The following is a 16,953-nucleotide window of genomic DNA, read 5'->3' as shown; positions in this document are numbered from 1 at the left end:
AGCCCCCGCCGCACTCAAAAACTCGCGAACTGAACGCGCTGATTGACGGCGACGCTTGGAAGCGGCTGGGCTCACTCGACCTTGGCTTCCCCGTCAAGGTCTGTTGACACCCATCTGCGTCCCTCTTCGAGAAGTCGCGCCGCGGCCGCGTCGTCGAGCAACCGCGAGGTCATCAAGATGCCGGCCATCGCCGCCAGCCGTAGCATCGCATGAGTGTCCGCCTGCTCCTGATCCGGCCCATCATCCCGAAAGACCCTCGCCAAGCGGCGTAGTTCTTGCGGCAGGCCCTGTTGGACCTCAGCAGATGTTCGCGGGAGTTCGCCGCCAAGCGCAGCGAGCGGGCAGCCATGGCCCGGGTCGCGGCGATGAACCATTGCGAGGTACCGAGCGATCCGCTCCTGGAGGTTCGGCGGACGATCGCTCGGGGTCGCCGGCTCGAGCAGGCGGGCGGCGAGCTCGTCAAACGCCGCGTCGAGGGCCGCGGCGAACACCTCGTCCTTGCTCGCGAAATGACGATAGAACCCGCCGTGAGTCATTCCCGCCGCGCCCATGATCTCAGCGATACCGACGTCACCGGCGCCGCCCTTGCGGAAAGCGACCGCCGCCGCGTCAATGATCCGCCGGCGGCTCTCGGCCGCAGCCTCCTTTGAACGTCGCATCAATGACCTCCTGACCGCCTTGACATTTAGATGATGACCAACATCTATCAAGATGTCGATCATCATCTAAATGGAGATATCACATGACCAAACCCTTTCTCGTAACCGGCGCGACCGGCGACACGGGTCGAGAGGTGACACGGTTGCTGCTGGAGCATGGACACGCCGTGCGCGCCCTGGCGCACAAGCACGACGCGCGCTCGGAGGCCCTGACCGCCCTCGGCGCGGAAGTGGTCACGGGCGACCTCCTCGACCTCGACGCCGTCGCCGCGGCCATGGAGGGCGTCGCCGGCGCCTACTTCGTCTACCCCATCCGGCCAGGGATTATCGAGGCGTCGGCCTACTTCGCCCAAGCCGCCAGGGAGGCCGAGGTCGACGCAATTGTGAACATGTCGCAGATTTCCTCGCGTAGGGATTCGCTCAGCGCAGCCGCTCGCAACCACTGGATCGCCGAGCGCGTGTTCGATTGGTCCGGCGTGGGCGTCACTCATATCCGCCCCACCTTCTTCGCCGAATGGTTGCTCTATATTGCGCCGCTCATTCGCAGCGGGGACATGGTGATGCCGCTTGGCGGGCCCCAAGCTCGCCACGCTCCAATCGCTGCCGAAGACCAAGCAAAAGTGATCGTGGCGATCCTGGAAAATCCGGCCGCGCACCGGGGCCAGATCTATCCGCTTTTCGGGCCCGAGGAACTTACCCCCGATCAGATCGCCGAGAAGGTCAGCACGACCCTTGGGCGGCCGGTTACCTATCGCAAGGCCGAGGTCAAGGCCTTCGTGCAAGGGTTCAGACTTGCGCGCGGCGGGGATCCGAACGCACCGATGGACGAGGGCCTGCTCTATCTCATGCAGCACCTGACGGAGGTGGCGAAAGATCACGCCAACGGCCTGTTCGCCGGCCACAATGATGTCATCGAGCGCCTAACCGGCAGCCCGCCGCTGAGCGTCGAGGCCTTCGTCGAAAAGAACCGCGCGGCGTTCGCCTAGAGCGCCGTCGACGCCGTCCGCGCGCGGCCGGGCCACGCGTGGGCGGCGTCTTGCCCGCCGCTAGGGGCCAGCCCCGCGGAAGTCGGTCGCACGCAGCCGCGCTAGAAGGTGACGGTAGACCCTCTGTCGCGGATCGTCGCGTCGCAGGCCGCCCCGCCGCAGGATCATGATTTCCGACATCAGCCCGCTTTGCGCGACAACCTGGCGCCAACCCTCCGCCCGACCGATGAAGGCCGGCAACGCCGCCCGCCCCCCTGCCCTGCGCAAGACGTTTACGGCGCTGGAGACACTGTCGCAGGCCACCGTCGGCGCTTCAGCCCCCTCAAGCTGCGAGCGCGACCAGGCTCCAACGGGCGTATCCGCCATAGCGCCGACATAGCGCACCATCCGGTTTGAGCCTGGCGCATCAAAAAGCCCATAGGCGAAGCTGCCGGCCGACCGCCCCACAAGCGGATCAGCCCCCTTCTGACCGAGGCGCAGAACAATATCCGCCTCGCCGAACCGGGGATCGACAAGCGAAAAGTCGGACCGGATGTCAAGATCCACATCCGGGACTTCCGCAGCCAACGGCTCGACCTGGCCTGGAAGCCAGAACACCGCCAAGCTCTCGACGGTATTGACCCTGACCACGGGCCGGCGAGCCCCATCCGCGGCGCACAGCGCGCCCAGCGCGTCGTCGAGCGCGGCCGCCGGCGCCTGAAGCAAACGAACCGCCTCGCGGCCGAATTCGCTTAAACGATAGCCGCGCCCGTGCCGCACAAGCAGCGGCGCGCCGAGGAAACGCTCGAGCTCGGCGATCTTGCGCGAGACCGTCGCGGGACTGGCGTTGAGCGCCCGCGATGCTGCGCCCAGGCGCTCCGCCTCAGCCACCGCCAAGAACCACCTGGCCAAATCCCAGTCCATCACGCGCCTCACAGCCCCCCTGCAAGGAAGCCCATCACCACTAGAACTGCAAGACTGCCTTGCAGACTTTGCGGATGTCCGCCAGCGCCCCGTCTGCGTTCTATGCCGCCAATAGAAAGCCAGCGCTCGGCCCCAGGGACCGGCCGGCGCGACCGTGGAAGGAACGACAAGATGGGCGATCGGGTGACATTTCAGCTCTCAGGCTCCGTGGCGGTCATCACGCTCGACGATCCGCCCCTCAACCTTTTCGGTGCGGAGCTTATGGCCGACCTCGCCAAGGCGGTTGACGCGGCCTTGGCCTCAAACTGTCGGGCCGCGGTGATCGCAGCGACAGGGCAGACATTCTCTGGCGGCGCGAATGTCCGCATCTTCCAGGGTCGAAACGCCGACCAGGCTCGCGAGATGTTCGCGACCTACCTGCCGGTGGTGCACCGTATCGAGGCCGCGCCATTCCCCTTTGTGGCTGCCGTTCAGGGCCTGTGCCTCGCCGCAGGGCTCGAGTTGGCTTTGGCCTGCGATATGATCATCGCCGCGCAGGGCGCCCGTTTCTCCCAGGTCGAGGCGCTCATCGGCGCGACGACCTTCCTCGGCGGGGCGCAGCGCCTAGCCCTTCGCTGCGGCGATGCGCGCGCCAGGGAGATTGTCTACACGGCCGACGTCTATGACGCGGCGACGTTCGAGCGCTGGAACATCGTCAACCGGATCGTTCCCGACGAGATTCTGATCCAAGAGGCGCTCGAATTCGCAGAGCGGCTGGCGGCCGGTCCCACCCGCGCTCACGCCGTCACCAAGAAGATGCTGCGCGCATTTTGCCGGGAAGGTCTGGCGGCCGCGGACGAGGTCATTCTCACCGACAGCGTGATGCTGTTCGAGAGCGAGGACATGCAGTCCGGTGTCTCTCGCATTCTGGAGCAGGGCGCGCGGAACGCGCGCTATGGCAAGAAGACCTTCAAAGGCGCCTAACATGAACATGCCATCGGAGGCGCCCGGCACTGTCCGCGACCTGATCCTGGCGCGCGCGCGCGAAGCGCCGGACTTCGAGGCCTTTGTCGACCTGGGCCGCAACATTGAAGACCCGGAGACTTGGCGATCATTCACCTGGGCCGAGATCGTCGGCCAGGCCCAAGCCCTTGCAGCCCGCCTGCAATCGGCCGGCCTGCAGCCCGGCGATCGGATCTGCATCTTGGCAGGCGTACGTGTCGAACACGTCGTCGCAGACTACGCCGCCCAACTGATGGGCGGCGTCTCGATCAGCCTCTACGAGACCTTCTCGGACGACCAGCTTCGCGCAGTTCTGGCGATCGCCGCACCGCAGGCGTTTCTCTGCGAGACGCATGATCAACTGCGACGCCTTCACAGCCTGGCGACGGCGCCAGTGACCATCGCACTGGTCATGGACGACGACGCCTGGACGAGCGCCTGCGGGCGCAGCGGCGAGCAATGCGACGCACCGGAGATCACTGCCGATTCGCCATCGACCATCCTCTTCACGTCGGGCACGACCGGACAGCCGAAGGGCGTCGTTCTAAGTCACGGAAACCTGACACATGGCGCGTTGGCGACCGCCCAGGTGCCCGGCTTGTACCCCGACCCGGATTTGTACCTCGCCTACCTGCCGCTGGCGCACATCGCCGAGCGGGGCTGGTCGTTCTACGCCCCGCTGGCGACGCCACGCACAGTGTTTCTCCTGCGTGACATGGCCTGGCTGCCCGCGGCTATGAAGCATGTGCGCCCCACCTTCTTCTTCGGCACGCCTCGGGTTTGGGAGAAGCTCGCCGAGAGTTTGCTGGCGGCGCTGCGCGATCCGGCCGTCGCCGCGCCGCTCCGCCCTGTCGTCGATCGTACGGAGCGCCGTGTGGCGAACGGCGTGGAGCCCGTCGCAACAGACATCAGGGCGCTGGCCCCGCTGCGCACCGCGATCGGCCTCGACCGCTGCGCCGCAAGGGCGTGCGGCGCGGCCCGGCTTGATCCTCGGGTGGGTCGCTTCTTCGCCGCTCTGGGGCTCGGCGTGACCGAGGGCTACGGTCTTTCCGAGACGGCAGGCGTCGCAACGGTTGGGGAGCCCGGCAAAGCGTCGCTGGGGGCTGTCGGCCGTCCGATCCCGGGCGTGGAGCTCCGCTTCGCCTTGGACGGGGAAGTCCTCGTGCGCGGCCCGACCCTGACGCCCGGCTATTTTCGAGACCCTGGCGCGACAGAAGCCCTCTTCGATGCAGAAGGCTGGTTGCGGACCGGCGATCTGGGCGCGCTGGCCGCGGACGGGCAACTGCTGATCACGGGGCGCAAGAAGGAGCTCATCATCACGGCCAGCGGCAAGAACATCCCGCCTGAGCCCATTGAGAGCGAAATCAAGAACCACCCCTACGTCGAACATGCGCTCTTGATCGGCGAGGGCCGCCCTTTCCTCACGGCCCTGATCGTTCTGAGCGACGCCGCCGGCGCCGTCTCGCTCGACGGTGCTGCCGAGGCGCTGCAGGACCATGTTCACCGCATCAATCTGCGCCTGGCCCGCATCGAGCAGGTGAAGCGTTTCGAGATCGTCGTCGGCGCCTGGAGCGTGAAGGGCGGAGAACTCACGCCCACGCTCAAACTCAGGCGGAGCGTCATCGCCGATCGCCACGCGGCGATCATCGAGCGTCTTTATGGAGAACACGTCGCATGAGTGAGCTTTTCAGTGTGTCCGGGAAAGTCGCCCTTGTCACAGGCGGATCCCGCGGCATCGGCGCGATGATTGCGCGCGGTCTCGTGGAGGCGGGCGCCCGCGTCTATATCAGCTCTCGAGATGAGGCCGCCTGCACAGCCATGGCGGCCGAACTTGGCGGCCCCGACCACTGCCGCGCCCTGCCAGCCGACCTCTCCAAGGTCTCAGAGATCGAGCGCATCGCCGAGGCGTTCGGCCGACAGGAAGACGCCCTGAACATCCTCGTCAACAACGCTGGCGCCGTCTGGGGCGCGAGCCTTGAGTCCTTTCCGGAAGCCGGCTTTGACAAAATCATGGCCCTGAACCTGAAGAGCGCCTTCTTCACGGTGCAGAAGCTGCTCCCCTTTCTTCGCAAGGCCGCCCAAAACGACGACCCGGCCCGCATCATCAATATCGGATCGGTCGAAGGCCTGCATGTCCCCACCACGGACACGTTTTCCTATTCGGCCAGCAAGGCGGGCGTCCAGCACCTCACGCGACACCTGGCCGCGCGCCTGGGCCGGGAGGACATCACGGCGAACGCCATCGCCCCTGGCCCCTTCCCGACGCGAATGACCGCCAACATGCCGGAGTTCGACGAGATCGTCGCCGGCCAGGTCCCCCTGCGGCGAGCCGGTCGCCCCGACGACATCGTCGGGACCGTACTCTACCTCAGCTCGCGGGCCGGGGCGTATGTGAACGCCGTAACGCTTCCGCTCGACGGCGGCTGGACAGGCGCGCTCTGAACCGCCGCGCCCCTATCAGAGACACCCCCTATGAACGAAGACCTCATCAGCTTTCAGCTGGACGGCGGCGTAGCGCGCCTGACTCTCAACCGTCCAAGCGCAGCCAACGCCATGAATGTCGCCCTGTGCCAGGCGCTCTGCGACGCGGCGATCCGCTGCGACGAAGATCCACAGGTGCGGGCTGTCCATCTCACTGGCGCGGGCCGCATGTTCAGCGCAGGCGGCGACTTGAGGGCGTTCGCGGAAGACGGGGACGCTGTCGGCGCGTCCTTGAAGCGCATGACCACGTACCTGCACTCGGCTCTGTCGCGTCTCGCACGGATGCGCGCGCCTCTGGTGGTCGCGGTGAACGGGCCCGCCGCGGGCGCTGGACTTTCCCTGGCCATGTTGGGAGACCTCGTCATCTGCGCTCATTCGGCATCCTTCGTGATGGCCTACACGGCCGCCGGGCTGACGCCCGATGGCGGTTCGACCTATCTGCTCCCTAGGCTCGTCGGTCTGCGGCGCGCCCAGGAACTGATCCTAACGAACCGAAAGTTGTCCGCCGAGGAAGCTGTGGCGTGGGGCCTAGCGACGCAGACGGTCGAGGACGAGGCGCTCGCCGACGTTTCTTTGACGGCCGCGCGCCGGCTGGCCGACGGGCCGACCAACGCGTTCGGGGCCGCACGCGCCCTCCTCATGGCAGGCGCCGCAGCCGGCTACGAAAGCCAAATGGAGCTCGAGGCGCGCGCCATCGCCGCAGCGTCAGGGTCCGCAGACGGCCGTGAGGGCATCACCGCGTTCCTGGCGCGACGCACACCGACATTCACTGGACGATAGGGACCACCCCGATGATTGAACGCCTGGAGAAGACCTTCTTGACCGTGGAAGGTCGCAGAATGGCCTGCCATATCCGCGGCGAAGGCAGGCCCATCGTGTTCCTGCATGGAAATCCCACCTCATCCTACCTGTGGCGCGACGTTCTACCGCCCCTCGAGGGCAAGGGTCGTCTCATCGCGCCCGACCTGATCGGCATGGGCGACTCTGAGAAGCTGCCCGACCCTGGACCCGGCGCCTACGACTTCGCCACTCACCGAAAGCACCTCTGGGCGTTGCTGGATCAGGTCGTACGCCCGAGCGAGCCGGTGGTCCTGGTGCTGCACGATTGGGGCTCTGCCCTGGGCTTCGACTGGGCGAACCATCATCGCGACCAGGTAGCGGGCATCGCCTATATGGAGGCGATCGTTCGTCCCTTCGAAGGGTGGCATGAATGGAGCGAGGCGGCCGCGCCCATCTTCCAGGGGTTTCGCTCCGACAAGGGCGAATCCATGATCCTTGACCGAAACCTCTTCATCGAGCGCGTCCTGCCTGGCTCAGTCATGCGCCCATTGGGTCCGGCCGAAATGGAAGAGTATCGACGCCCCTTCGTGCGGCCCGAAGACCGGTGGCCCACCCTGACCTGGCCGCGGCAGTTGCCGATCGCCGGCGAGCCCGCCGATGTCGTGGCCATCGTGGCGGACTATGCCGAGTGGCTGTCCAGGACCGCCGTTCCCAAGCTGTTCGTCAATGCCGAACCAGGCGCCATCCTGACCGGGCCGACACGCGAGTTCTGCCGCACCTGGAAGAACCAGACCGAAGTCACGGTGAAGGGCACGCACTTCATCCAAGAAGACTCAGGGCCCGAGATTGGCAAGGCGATCGAGGGGTGGCTGGACCGGCTGTCAATCTGACCCCAGGCGGCCTGCAAGAGCACGCTGAAGAAGACGCTGGCGCCACGTGCCGCCGAGGGGTTGACTTATGGAATGATCATTATCATTTCATGCGCGAAGCTGATGGAAGAGGCAGACAATGGCGACCTTGGAACTGTATTTTGATTTTCTGAGCCCCTACACATACTTGGCCAGCACTCAGGTCGAAGCGATCGCCTCGCGAACGACGGCCAAGGTGGAATTTACGCCCTTCCAGATCCTTGAGCTGATGAAGCGCGTCGGCAATCGCCCCACGACCCTCGAGTCCGCGAACAAGCATCGATACGCGACGGCGGATCTCCAGCGTTGGGCCGAGCGCTACGGCGTTCCGCTCAACCCCCACCCCAGATTGCGAACGTTCGACTACGATCTTCTGCTGCGTGGTGCGGTGGCGGCCGACGAAGCCGGGATGGCCAGCGACTATGTTCGCGGCGTCTTGCGGGCGATCTGGGGCGAGCCCCGCGACCTTGACAACCTTGAGACGTTTGTCAGCCTACTTGACGAACTAGGTTTGAGCGGCGCTCGGATCGTGGAGCGGGCCTCCGAGGCGGAGGTGGCCGAGCGCTTGGCGAAGAACACCGAACGCGCCGCCGAACGCGGCGCCTTCGGGTCCCCGACCTGGTATGTCGGCGATCAGATGTTCTTTGGAAACGATCGCCTCGACTTCGTCGAGCACGCCCTGGCGACTGCGTAGGAATCGGCGATGACTCAACCCGTCTGCATCATCACGGGCGTCGGTCCTGGCACAGGAACGGCCCTGGCTCGGAGGTTCGCCGCTGGCGGCTATCGCGTGGCGCTCCTTGCGCGCGACGCAGAGCGTCTGGACACGCTGGCCTCGGAAATCGAGGGCGCCAAGGCCTATGTCTGCGACGTCGCCGACGAGGAGCAAGTCGACCGGACGCTCGCCGCCGTCGCGAAAGACTTGGGCCCGGCGAGCGTCCTGATCCACAACGCGGTCAGCGGCGCGTTCGGTTCGTTCCTCGAGCTTGAGCCTTCCGTGCTGGAGCGAAACTTCCAGGTCAATGTCATGGGACTTCTGCACCTGGCGCGCCGCCTGGCTCCGGCAATGACGCAGGCCGGATCGGGCGCGATCATCGTGACCGGAAATACGGCTGCCTATCGGGGCAAGCCGTGGTTCGCACATTTCGCCCCCACCAAGGCGGCCCAGCGCATTCTTTCGGAAGCCATGGCCCGCGAGCTCGGTCCGCAGGGGGTCCACGTGGCCTACATGATGATCGACGCCGTGATAGACGTTCCGTGGACCCGAGAACGGTTCCCCGACAAGCCGGACACATTCTTCATCTCGCCGAGCGCCATCGCAGAGGAGGCATGGCGCATCGTCTTGCAGGATCGATCCGCCTGGTCGTTCAATGTCGAGCTGAGGCCGTTCGGCGAGGCCTGGTAGACGTACTGGTGGAAAGCCGGACTATGACGTCCGTGATTTTGCGGCGGTGGAATGCGGCCTGACGCGCCGTGCTTGATCCATCAAGTACGGTCCGCGCCAGCCCCTTCCCCGGCCGGACAAGACCCCTGGCTGGGGAGCCGCTAGGGCGCCCCACTTGCACGCAGAAGCAGGCTCGAGCGTCCAGTCGCGCAGAGCCGGCCTCTGGCGTCCACTAAGGTCGCCTCCGCGAACGCCAGGCGCGCGCCCAGTGTGACAATCCAACCTTCCGCGCGGACACGCCCTCGCCCAGGGCTTAAGGGCCTGTGGTAGGCCACCTGCAACTCAACCGTTCCATAGCCGCGGCCCTCGTCGAGCCGGGTCTGCAACGCGCATCCCATGGCCGAATCCAGCAGGGCCGCCGCGTAGCCCCCGTGGACCGAACCCAATGGGTTCGTGTGATCCACGGTTGGCTCGCCTTCGAACACCACCCGTCCCGGGTCCGCTGCCACAAGGCGAAATCCAAGGGTCGCGCCCAGGCCTGGGCGGCCAGAGGGCCGCGCAAGGGCAGCCCGCAATCTCGCAAGGCCGGACGTTTCCTCCGGCGCGCCTGCACCCGTCACCCCCTGGCCCTCCTCGACCATCACGCCGGCGCCGGGAAACGCCGCAAGCTCGCCTCCACCTGATCGGCGCGCCGCAGTCTCGCCGCGTGCAGCTCAGCGTCGGGACCAAGATAAGCGAAGTAGAAGTGGGCCTCGGCGGCCTTCGCCTCAGGGTCCAACCCGGCCGGCGGATCGTCCCGAAGGGCGGCAAGGACCCGCAGCCAGAGCACCGCCAGCCATGCGTGCGCGAGCAGCCACAGATAGTCCTTCGCCGCCTGCAGGGCGCTGAAGGGCGCCGTTGTCAGCCGGCCGGCGAGATCCTGCGTGGCCGTCCTCGCCAAGGCGAGCGTCGTCGAAGCCGTCTCAAGACAAGCTGGGTCCAACCCGAGCGTTCGATAGAACTCTAACTCCGCCTCGAGCTCCAAGAGCAGTTCGTCAAGCAGCTTCCCAGAGCCCGCCGGAATCCGCCGCAGCACCAGATCGAGCGCCTGAATGTCGTTGGTGCCCTCATAGATCGGCAGCACCTGGACATCCCTCAGCAGGCCCTCAACTAGGTTGTCACGCATGTAGCCGTGCCCCCCGAGCGTTCGCATCGCGGTCGTGGCGACCTCTACGGCGATCTCGCTGCAAATGGCCTTGGAGATGGGCATCAGCACAGACAGCTTCTGTTCGGCGGCCGCAGCCCGGCGCGCATCAGCGTGATCACAGGCGTCGAGCGCTGTTGCTGCAAGCAATGCAAACATTCGCGCGCTCGAGGTCAGCACGCGCATCCGCAAGAGGTCGCGCCGCACGTTCGGATGCCGGTAGATCGGAACCGGGGCCCTCGCGCCCTCGCCGGTCACATCACGCCCCTGCCGACGTTCGCCCGCGTAGGCCGTGGCGATTTGCGCGGCCATCTCGGCGGCGCCAATCGCCTGGAACGGCGTCCCCACCCGAGCCATTTTCATCATCTGGAACATGCCAGCTAGTCCCTGGCCTGGCGCGGCCACCATCCAGGCCTCGGCCTCGTCAAACACGAGCTCAGCCGTCGCTGACGCATGGAGACCGAGCTTGTCTTCAAGCCTCGCGCATCGAACACCGTTGGGTCGCGACCAGTTCCCAGCCGCGTCCACCGAAAACTTTGGCGCCACGAACAGCCCCAGGCCAGCCAGGCCTGGCGGCCCGCCCGCAACGCGGGCCAGCACGAGGTGGACGATGTTGTCGGTCAGATCGTGGTCGCCGCCCGAAATGAACACTTTCACGCCCGAGAGACGGTAGGTTCCGCCGGCCGCTGGCGTGGCGCTCGTATGGATGAGCGACAGGTCGGTGCCGCAATGCGGCTCCGTCAGGCACATCGTGCCAGCCCAAGCGCCGCTCGCAAGCTTGGCGCGGAAGATGGGATCCAGGCCGGTCTCGGGAAGCGCCCGAAGGACACGGTACACACCGAGACTCAGAATGCCGTAGAGCGCAAAGCCGATGCCGCCGCTGCTCAGGATGTCGTCGGCCGCGAAGGTGAGGCTGATCGGCAGGCCCTGGCCGCCGTCCTCGGTCGCCACGTGAAGCCCGCCCCAGCCCTGCTCCATCAGAGCCTGGTGGGCCTCGCGCAGACCCGGACTGGTGCGGACCTGCCCATTTTCCAGCCAGCATCCTCTCGCATCAGCGGTCCTCGCCAGCGGCGCAACCTGGTCCACCGCAAAGCGCCCCATGCCGTTCAGGACGGCGGCTATGGTGTCGATGTCCAAGATCTGCGATCCCGGCGTCTCCCGGAACTCCTCATGAAGCACCCGGTCAAACAAGAAGAGATAGTCGGCCACCGGCGGCGCGAATTCAGCCATCATTTCCTCCCACACGGCAGGCGATCTCAACGCCCCCGAGTCCGGTCCAAAACGTCGGGTGACGGCCCCACCACCTCCGTCCCCAGGCATATTTGCCTGTCCCTCATCATTTCATGCGGCCGCTGCGGCGACGGCGTGTCGGCCGCACGTCCACACCCGTTCAATCGGAACTATTCGATGCTGGCAAGCGTATTGTGATGATAATCATCATGTTACTGTCGGGAGAACTTGTCCGTGACACCAGGTGGACTGGAGAGCAACGCCTGGACCGTCGCGTGGGCGGCGTGGAGCACGGCCGCCCGCTGGTCCGGATCATGGCAAGCGCGCGCCAGAACGGCCGCACCCAACAGTTCGGCGACGACGCCATAACCGCGCTCACGCCCGTCGGCTCCGCCGAACTCCGCCGCCGCCGCCTGAGCATAACCGCCAATCAGCGCCGAGAAGGCTTCACACGCGAGCCCCCCTTGTCGCGCCAGGTCGGCGGCCGCCAACAGCAGAGGGGTTCGATCCGGGTCCCGCGCCTCCTCAAGGACCTCACGCGCGAAACGCTCCAAGGTCCCAACTGAACCATTGCCGCCAAGGGGGCCGCCTGCGGCTGCAACAACCGCAGCCTCCGCACGCGCGAGAAGCTCGGCTTTGGAACGGAAGTAGGCGTAAAACGCCCCATGGGTCAGACCAACCGATCGCATGAGCGATCCCAGCCTAATCGCCCTCCGCCCTTCGATCAGCGCATCGATCGCCGCTGAAAGGATGCGCTCCCGGGTCCGTTGTTTGTGGTCAGACTCAGAGGGCATCTGCGCCTATCGTCCGGCGCCTTCGACGGCGGAAGATCCGCACATCCGCACGACCCACATCCCGATGCGGCGCGCGCCCTGGCAGGCATGACAGCTCACAATAACACGCCCCTCCCCGCCGCCTTGTCGGCCAGCCTCATTGACATGATAACAATACTTTCATGTCGCCGATCAGACAAGACGGCATCGCCGTCAGTGACAGCGAAGCCGGGTCCTCGCACCGCGCTCGCGATCGTGGTACATACAATGGTGTTCATAATCCAATAGAGGCTTCCATGCGCTACACTCACGAGCACAAGGAGCGGTCCCGGGCCCGAATTCTGCGCGAGGCGTCGCAGGCGTTGCGCCTTGGCGGCCCCGATCGTGTCGTCGTGGCCGACATCATGGCGGCGGCGGGCATGACCCACGGGGGCTTCTACGTTCACTTCAAATCCAAGGACGAGCTCATCGCTCTGGCGATCCAGGACGGCTTTGAGCAGGTCAGCGAACGGTTCGACGCCCTTACCAAGGATCGGGGGCCAGCCGCCGCCTTAGGGGCCTATATCGACGCCTACCTGTCGCAGCAGCATCGCGATCAGCGCGACCAGGGCTGCCCGGCCGCCGCGCTGGCTGGGGACGCCCCGCGACTGAAAGAAGATGCGCGCGGCGCGTTCCAGGCAGGCTTCGAACGTTCGACCATACGGATCTCGCGCTGGCTGGCCGATCTGGGACACGACCAGCCTGACGAGCTCGCGATCTCTGTGATGACCGAAATGATCGGGGCGCTCATGGCGGCGCGCGCCTGTGTCGACGCGCGCGCCTCAGGTCGCATTCTGCGGATTAGCCGACAGGCGCTGCGCGGGCGGCTCGGCTTGATGACGGCCGCCTAGGGCGGCCGTCATCACCGCGCCGCGGCCTAATACTCGGCGCGCAGCGTAACCCCGTAGGCCCTCGGCGCGCCAAGGAAGCCGTCAATGCTCCCCGGCTGCAGCGGCGCGTCATAGAGAACTTGATAATAGTCCTTGTCGAAGAGGTTGTCCGCCCAGAGCTCAACTCCCCATCGACGATCGGTTCGCATGAGCGACACCCTGGCGTTGACGACGGCGAAGCCCTTCTGGATCTTGAGCGGATTGAGATCGGACCCAGTATTGTACTCAGAGAGGTACTTCGCCTCAATCGAAGCCCGGCCCTGGTAGGTCCCGATGGAACGCTCATAGGACCCGGACAGCGCGCCCGAGTAACGCGGCGCCCCGGAAATTCGGGCGCCGGGAAGACGCGTGAAGCCCGGTACGGCGTCCTTGCCGTATTGGCTCACCGCCCAGGTCAGCCCGCCCTGCGCGCTAAGGCCATCCACCGGCGTGTGCCAGAGGAAGTCGAAGTCCGCGCCATAGGATGTGACCTGAGGTATGGACTTCACCACGTAGCTGGCTTGAACGAAGCTGTTGAGCTGGAAGTCTTCGAACTTCGAGTAGAAGCCCGTCAGATTCAGCAGAAGGCTGCGATCGAGCAACGTGTTTTTGGCGCCGACCTCGTAGGTGTCGACGGTCTCAGCCGGAAAGGCGGTGGAGGCGGCCGGGGTGATCGGCAAGGGGCTGGACACCGAAGCCCCCTGGGCGCGGTCCAGATTGTAGCCGCCCGCCTTAAATCCTCGCGCGTACGACGCGTAGACGAGAGTCTCCGGTGATAAGCGGTAGGCGAGCTTCGCCGAGCCCGTCCACTCCTTGTCGCTGCGGCTTTCGCGAACCTGCCGATCGACGAACGCCGGGTTGGACCAGGGCAAGCACAAGTTAGCCAACACCACCCCCGCGTTGCTGGCGCCCACAATGCCGGCGATTTGGCTGCTGCGCCTGAGCGCCGTGGCGCAGCCCACGCCGCCATCGGTGGTGTCCTGGAAGCTGTCCAAGCTCTTGCGCTCGTCGGTGTAGCGCACGCCCAAGGTCAGTTGCAGGGCGTCGCTAATGTGGAGCGTGTTGTTCGTGAACACCGCATAGGACTTGGATTTCTGGTCGTAGCGGTCGGATTGGCCGCCGCCGCCGGCGAAGCTGGCGCCTGGCGCCAGGCCGGTCAGGACCGACACGAAGTTGGCGACGCCGAGCGGCTGAGCGCCGCTCCGCGACAGAACACGACCGAGGTACTGTTCGTAGTCCGCGCCATAGAACCAATTGGAGCTGTAACGCAGTTGCTCGTCAGCGTAGAACGCACCAACCAGGTAGTCCAAACGGGACTGACGACCGGCGAGCCGTAGTTCGTGCGTGTAGGTGGTGAAGCGCGTGGCCGTGCTCCCGTCATCTGGCCGGTGCAAGATGTCTGCGGTCGTGAAGTCGATATCGTTGGCGTTGCGGCTCACCCATTTGCGCCCTGAGCCCACGTAGGTCAGGTCGCCCCAATTGGTCGCGACGTCGGCCTGCAGGGACACGCCGTAATCCTCGGTGTCCTGCGAGGTGGAGCGGTTCAGAAAGGCAACCCGCGAGAAAGGATCCGCCGGCGCCAGAACCGACGGCCGAACGGGGTTGACTGCGTCCAGCAGCGGCTGGGTCGGACCATTGAGAACCTGCACCCCGGCGCAGCAGGATTCATTGCGCTTGGCGTAGTCGCCGATCAGGCGCAGGCGCGTCGTCCCTGGCGTCGCCAGAAGTTGGCCGCGAACCGCATAGTAGTCGCGATCCACGTCGTCGCCCTTGGTCCGCGGGCCTTGTCCGGTGACGACATCGACAAAACCGTCCCGCTTGCCGGCCGCGACCATCAGACTGCCGGCCACGAGGTCCTGCTTGAGCGGCCCTTCCACGAGGAGACGGCCTGTCCGCTCTGAAAAATTGCCAAAGCCCGCCTCCGCACGAGCGCCGAAACTGAACGCAGGCGCGCGCGTGATGACATTGATCAGACCTGCGGTCGCGTTCTTGCCGAAGACCGTCCCCTGGGGCCCTTTTAGGACTTCCACGCGTTCCAGATCGCCCAAGTCGCCGAAGGCCACGCCATTGCGCGGCCGATAGACCCCGTCCACGACGACGCCGACCGACGATTCGAGCCCGGGGTTGTCGCCGACGGTTCCGACGCCGCGAATTCGCGCCACCGTCGCTTGCTCGCCCGAGGTGGCGATGACCTGCAGCCCTGGCGTGAGAACCTGCAACCCCTTGATGTCGGTCACACCCGCATCGCGAAGAACCCGCGACGGCAGGGCCGTCACCACGATGGGCACATCCTGAAGATTTTCGCTGCGCTTCTGAGCCGTGACCACGAGCTCGTCGATAGTCGGCTGGTCTGACGCCGGCTGCGCGTAGGCCGCCGGCGCGATCGCCAGTCCCAGGGCGACCGCCGTTCCGGCCGATTTCAACGTCCTGTCCAAATTCCCCTCCCTCTTTATCGTGGGAGCGCTTTGGTATGATGTTCCTCATGTCATGGTCAAGTCGCAGCGCATTCTCAGCAAATTGTATGTTTCACCCAATTGTTTTAACGCACTTTTTTGATGCACCACCGACGCCAGGTGCAGCCGTAGAATGATGCTTGACATTTCTTTGAAAGCGCGCGACCGCTCAAAATGCCGGACCGGCAGAATTATTGACAATTTCGCCGATTAACCTGACGAATGAAATTGTCGATAATTCTTCGACGTAAACACGATGCGGGAAGACGCCATGTCGAGCCCGCGCAACACGGGAGGCATCCATGAAGTCCAAAGATCGGCGCCGCTTTCGCCATCTGCTCGGCGCATCAGCCGCGTTGGGCGCCCTGCTCTCGGCCGCTACGGCGAACGCAGACGCGACCGCCGCCGCCGCCGCCGCCGCGGGGCCAGCCTGCACCAGCGCGCAGCCATTCTATTGGGAAATCGGCGGGGCGAACGGCGCCCCGCTCGCGTCCGGCCAGGTCGGCGGCAACACCTATGGACGAACCACCGTGGTCGATATCGCCTCAGCGTCGAAGTGGGTTTTCGGGGCGTATGTGCTGCAGCGTTTTGGCGGCGTCCCAAGCGATCCGACCTACGCCAAGGCGTTGGCGATGCAGACGGGCTACAACAATTTCAAAGAAGTGTTGTGCACGAGCTTCCAGACGGTGAACCGGTGCTTCACCATCCTGAACAACGATGCTCACGACGCTAACGCCGACGGGGTCTTCTACTACGCTGGCGGCAACAGCCAGTACCTCGCCGCAACCCCAGGCCTGCTGAATCTGGGGGGCGACACAAGCGGCCCCCTCCTCTCCGACATCAGCGCCTACCTGCAACTCGGGCCAAGCATGTCCTACGGGGCGCCGGCCCTGGCGGGCGGAATGAAGTCCAACGCCCAGGACTACGCCGCCTTCCTGCAACGCCTGATGCCCGGCGCTGCGAACGGCTACGTCATGAAGGACTACCTGACCTATCAGCCGGTCAGCACGACACCCTGCCCTGCCAACGAACAGAACTGCAGCCCGATGGGTACGGTCGCCTGGCACTACACCCTCAATCACTGGGTCGAGGACAATAGCGTCGCGGGGATGACGCCCGACGGGACTGTGATCGGCCCTGGAGACGGCGCGATCTCAAGTCCTGGAGCCTACGGATTCTATCCCTGGCTGCGACAAGGCCCTGGCGGCGCCTGGTACTACGGCATCGTCTCGCGCAAGGGCGCAGCAACGGGTTACCAGCAGAGCGTTCCCTGCGGACAGGCCATTCGCGCCGCGTTCTTCAGCTAGGTCGAATGGCCAATAGC

General features: G+C 65.5%; 16 protein-coding genes. 10 read left to right on the top strand and 6 right to left on the bottom strand.

The window, feature by feature from the left end:
* Positions 1 to 71: 71 nt before the first annotated feature.
* Positions 72 to 725: a TetR/AcrR family transcriptional regulator gene (locus tag ACE3TA_RS08015; RefSeq protein WP_374572322.1), complete on the bottom strand. Its 654-nt coding sequence runs from the start codon at positions 723 to 725 to the stop codon at positions 72 to 74.
* Positions 726 to 742: 17 nt separating this feature from the next.
* Here ACE3TA_RS08015 and ACE3TA_RS08010 point away from each other — a divergent pair, with 17 nt between their 5' ends.
* Positions 743 to 1,645, top strand: coding sequence for an NmrA family NAD(P)-binding protein (locus ACE3TA_RS08010; protein WP_374572320.1), 903 nt, complete (start codon positions 743 to 745; stop codon positions 1,643 to 1,645).
* Between the two features lie 60 nt (positions 1,646 to 1,705).
* Here the strand turns inward: ACE3TA_RS08010 and ACE3TA_RS08005 are convergent, their stop codons facing one another.
* Positions 1,706 to 2,548 (bottom strand): LysR family transcriptional regulator, encoded by an 843-nt coding sequence (locus ACE3TA_RS08005; RefSeq protein ID WP_374572318.1) that lies wholly within the window; start codon positions 2,546 to 2,548, stop codon positions 1,706 to 1,708.
* A 171-nt stretch (positions 2,549 to 2,719) separates the two neighbouring features.
* Between ACE3TA_RS08005 and ACE3TA_RS08000 the strand changes: the two genes are divergently transcribed.
* The 7 genes from ACE3TA_RS08000 to ACE3TA_RS07970 all read left to right on the top strand — a co-directional run bounded on the left by ACE3TA_RS08000 (position 2,720) and on the right by ACE3TA_RS07970 (position 9,103).
* Complete coding sequence (locus tag ACE3TA_RS08000; protein WP_374572316.1) at positions 2,720 to 3,511, top strand: enoyl-CoA hydratase/isomerase family protein; 792 nt, start codon at positions 2,720 to 2,722, stop codon at positions 3,509 to 3,511.
* 1 nt (position 3,512) lies between these two features.
* Positions 3,513 to 5,207 carry a long-chain fatty acid--CoA ligase gene (locus tag ACE3TA_RS07995; protein ID WP_374572314.1) on the top strand — a complete coding sequence of 565 codons (1,695 nt, stop codon included), beginning with the start codon at positions 3,513 to 3,515 and terminating at the stop codon, positions 5,205 to 5,207.
* Positions 5,204 to 5,971 carry an SDR family oxidoreductase gene (locus ACE3TA_RS07990; protein WP_374572312.1) on the top strand — a complete coding sequence of 256 codons (768 nt, stop codon included), beginning with the start codon at positions 5,204 to 5,206 and terminating at the stop codon, positions 5,969 to 5,971. Before ACE3TA_RS07995 ends, ACE3TA_RS07990 begins: the two co-directional genes overlap by 4 nt.
* A 30-nt stretch (positions 5,972 to 6,001) precedes the next feature.
* Positions 6,002 to 6,790 (top strand): enoyl-CoA hydratase/isomerase family protein, encoded by a 789-nt coding sequence (locus ACE3TA_RS07985; protein WP_374572310.1) that lies wholly within the window; start codon positions 6,002 to 6,004, stop codon positions 6,788 to 6,790.
* 11 nt (positions 6,791 to 6,801) lie between these two features.
* On the top strand, positions 6,802 to 7,680 hold the full coding sequence (locus ACE3TA_RS07980) for a haloalkane dehalogenase (RefSeq protein WP_374572308.1): 879 nt from the start codon (positions 6,802 to 6,804) through the stop codon (positions 7,678 to 7,680).
* Positions 7,681 to 7,798: 118 nt separating this feature from the next.
* Complete coding sequence (locus ACE3TA_RS07975; RefSeq protein ID WP_374572307.1) at positions 7,799 to 8,392, top strand: 2-hydroxychromene-2-carboxylate isomerase; 594 nt, start codon at positions 7,799 to 7,801, stop codon at positions 8,390 to 8,392.
* A 9-nt stretch (positions 8,393 to 8,401) separates the two neighbouring features.
* Positions 8,402 to 9,103 (top strand): SDR family NAD(P)-dependent oxidoreductase, encoded by a 702-nt coding sequence (locus tag ACE3TA_RS07970; protein ID WP_374572305.1) that lies wholly within the window; start codon positions 8,402 to 8,404, stop codon positions 9,101 to 9,103.
* A 140-nt stretch (positions 9,104 to 9,243) separates the two neighbouring features.
* On the opposite strand, the gene ACE3TA_RS07965 is transcribed toward ACE3TA_RS07970, so the two are convergent.
* The 3 genes from ACE3TA_RS07965 to ACE3TA_RS07955 form a co-directional block, all read right to left on the bottom strand.
* Positions 9,244 to 9,723, bottom strand: coding sequence for a PaaI family thioesterase (locus ACE3TA_RS07965; protein WP_374572303.1), 480 nt, complete (start codon positions 9,721 to 9,723; stop codon positions 9,244 to 9,246).
* Entirely contained in the window at positions 9,723 to 11,495 is a 1,773-nt protein-coding gene (locus ACE3TA_RS07960) for an acyl-CoA dehydrogenase family protein (protein WP_374572301.1), read from the bottom strand. The genes ACE3TA_RS07965 and ACE3TA_RS07960 overlap by 1 nt, the downstream gene beginning before the upstream one ends.
* Before the next feature lie 212 nt (positions 11,496 to 11,707).
* Positions 11,708 to 12,289, bottom strand: coding sequence for a TetR family transcriptional regulator (locus ACE3TA_RS07955; RefSeq protein ID WP_374572299.1), 582 nt, complete (start codon positions 12,287 to 12,289; stop codon positions 11,708 to 11,710).
* Positions 12,290 to 12,564: 275 nt separating this feature from the next.
* Here ACE3TA_RS07955 and ACE3TA_RS07950 point away from each other — a divergent pair, with 275 nt between their 5' ends.
* Positions 12,565 to 13,158, top strand: coding sequence for a TetR/AcrR family transcriptional regulator (locus ACE3TA_RS07950; RefSeq protein ID WP_374572297.1), 594 nt, complete (start codon positions 12,565 to 12,567; stop codon positions 13,156 to 13,158).
* Between the two features lie 26 nt (positions 13,159 to 13,184).
* Here ACE3TA_RS07950 and ACE3TA_RS07945 read toward each other — a convergent pair whose 3' ends face one another.
* Entirely contained in the window at positions 13,185 to 15,611 is a 2,427-nt protein-coding gene (locus ACE3TA_RS07945) for a TonB-dependent receptor (protein ID WP_374572295.1), read from the bottom strand.
* A gap of 320 nt (positions 15,612 to 15,931) precedes the next feature.
* Between ACE3TA_RS07945 and ACE3TA_RS07940 the strand changes: the two genes are divergently transcribed.
* Positions 15,932 to 16,936, top strand: a complete 1,005-nt coding sequence (locus ACE3TA_RS07940) for a hypothetical protein (RefSeq protein WP_374572293.1) — start codon at positions 15,932 to 15,934, stop codon at positions 16,934 to 16,936.
* The last annotated feature ends 17 nt before the right edge of the window (positions 16,937 to 16,953 follow it).

This window comes from Phenylobacterium sp. (genome assembly GCF_041916435.1).
Classification (GTDB): domain Bacteria; phylum Pseudomonadota; class Alphaproteobacteria; order Caulobacterales; family Caulobacteraceae; genus Phenylobacterium.
Note: the sequence above shows the minus strand (reverse complement) of the source record. Positions and strands in the feature narration are given on the sequence as shown.

Coding starts and splice junctions, on each gene's coding strand:
- ACE3TA_RS08015 (WP_374572322.1), bottom strand. CDS start 725: ATGATGATCGACATCTTGATAGATGTTGGTCATCATCTAAATGTCAAG.
- ACE3TA_RS08010 (WP_374572320.1), top strand. CDS start 743: ATGACCAAACCCTTTCTCGTAACCGGCGCGACCGGCGACACGGGTCGA.
- ACE3TA_RS08005 (WP_374572318.1), bottom strand. CDS start 2,548: ATGGACTGGGATTTGGCCAGGTGGTTCTTGGCGGTGGCTGAGGCGGAG.
- ACE3TA_RS08000 (WP_374572316.1), top strand. CDS start 2,720: ATGGGCGATCGGGTGACATTTCAGCTCTCAGGCTCCGTGGCGGTCATC.
- ACE3TA_RS07995 (WP_374572314.1), top strand. CDS start 3,513: ATGAACATGCCATCGGAGGCGCCCGGCACTGTCCGCGACCTGATCCTG.
- ACE3TA_RS07990 (WP_374572312.1), top strand. CDS start 5,204: ATGAGTGAGCTTTTCAGTGTGTCCGGGAAAGTCGCCCTTGTCACAGGC.
- ACE3TA_RS07985 (WP_374572310.1), top strand. CDS start 6,002: ATGAACGAAGACCTCATCAGCTTTCAGCTGGACGGCGGCGTAGCGCGC.
- ACE3TA_RS07980 (WP_374572308.1), top strand. CDS start 6,802: ATGATTGAACGCCTGGAGAAGACCTTCTTGACCGTGGAAGGTCGCAGA.
- ACE3TA_RS07975 (WP_374572307.1), top strand. CDS start 7,799: ATGGCGACCTTGGAACTGTATTTTGATTTTCTGAGCCCCTACACATAC.
- ACE3TA_RS07970 (WP_374572305.1), top strand. CDS start 8,402: ATGACTCAACCCGTCTGCATCATCACGGGCGTCGGTCCTGGCACAGGA.
- ACE3TA_RS07965 (WP_374572303.1), bottom strand. CDS start 9,723: ATGGTCGAGGAGGGCCAGGGGGTGACGGGTGCAGGCGCGCCGGAGGAA.
- ACE3TA_RS07960 (WP_374572301.1), bottom strand. CDS start 11,495: ATGGCTGAATTCGCGCCGCCGGTGGCCGACTATCTCTTCTTGTTTGAC.
- ACE3TA_RS07955 (WP_374572299.1), bottom strand. CDS start 12,289: ATGCCCTCTGAGTCTGACCACAAACAACGGACCCGGGAGCGCATCCTT.
- ACE3TA_RS07950 (WP_374572297.1), top strand. CDS start 12,565: ATGCGCTACACTCACGAGCACAAGGAGCGGTCCCGGGCCCGAATTCTG.
- ACE3TA_RS07940 (WP_374572293.1), top strand. CDS start 15,932: ATGAAGTCCAAAGATCGGCGCCGCTTTCGCCATCTGCTCGGCGCATCA.